The 1,086-nt window shown below is 64.7% G+C and carries 1 protein-coding gene; it reads right to left on the bottom strand.

Annotated elements, in window-relative coordinates; genetic code table 11:
• On the bottom strand, nt 1-1,086 hold a 1,086-nt coding region (gene glyA / locus NP4_RS39460), incomplete at both ends, for a serine hydroxymethyltransferase (RefSeq protein WP_218024004.1).

Genomic DNA, 1,086 nt, shown 5'->3' with positions numbered 1-1,086 from the left:
GTAGCCAACGCCGCCGTGCCGATCCGCAGACCCGAGGTCACCATCGGCGGACGCGGATCGAACGGCACAGCATTACGATTCACCGTGATCCCGACCTCGTGCAACAGATCCTCACCCTGCTGACCATCCAGCTTCGAGTTGCGCAGATCCACCAACACCAAATGCACATCCGTACCACCGGTCAACACCGTGACACCCGACGCGGACACATCGGCCGCGGTCAACCGCTCCGCCAGAATCTTCGCCCCCGACAACGTCCGCGCCTGCCGCTGCTTGAACTCCTCGGTCCCCGCGATCTTGAACGCCACCGCCTTCGCCGCGATCGCATGCATCAACGGCCCACCCTGCTGCCCCGGGAACACCGCACTGTTGAGCTTCTTCGCGTACTCCTGCTTGGCCAGGATCACACCCGACCGCGGCCCACCCAAAGTCTTGTGCACCGTCGAGGAGGTGACATCAGCGTGCGGCACCGGCGAGGGATGCAACCCCGCGGCGACCAGACCGGCGAAATGCGCCATATCCACCCACAAATACGCGCCCACCTCATCGGCGATCTCCCGGAACGCCGCGAAATCCAGATGCCGCGGATACGCCGACCACCCCGCCACGATCACCTTCGGCCGCACCGCCAACGCCTGCCTACGCACCTCGTCCATATCGACGCGGTGATCTTCCTTGCTCACCCCGTAGGCATGCACCTCATACAGCTTGCCGGAGAAGTTCAACCGCATACCGTGGGTCAGATGGCCACCATGCGCCAGATCCAAACCCAGCAGCTTCTCGCCGGGGTTCATCAGCGCCATCAACACCGCCGCGTTGGCCTGCGCGCCCGAATGCGGCTGCACATTCGCGAATTCGGCCCCGAACAGCTCCTTGACCCGCTCGCGCGCCAGGTTCTCCACCACGTCGACGTGCTCGCAACCACCGTAGTAGCGACGACCCGGATACCCCTCGGCGTACTTGTTGGTCAACACACTGCCCTGCGCCTGCAACACCGCACGCGGCACGAAATTCTCCGACGCGATCATCTCGAGAGTGTCCCGCTCACGGGCGAGCTCACCCGCCATAGCGGCGGCCAGCTCCGGG

Source organism: Nocardia pseudobrasiliensis NBRC 108224, assembly GCF_001613105.1.
In the GTDB taxonomy this organism is placed as follows: domain Bacteria; phylum Actinomycetota; class Actinomycetes; order Mycobacteriales; family Mycobacteriaceae; genus Nocardia; species Nocardia pseudobrasiliensis.
Note: the sequence above shows the minus strand (reverse complement) of the source record. Positions and strands in the feature narration are given on the sequence as shown.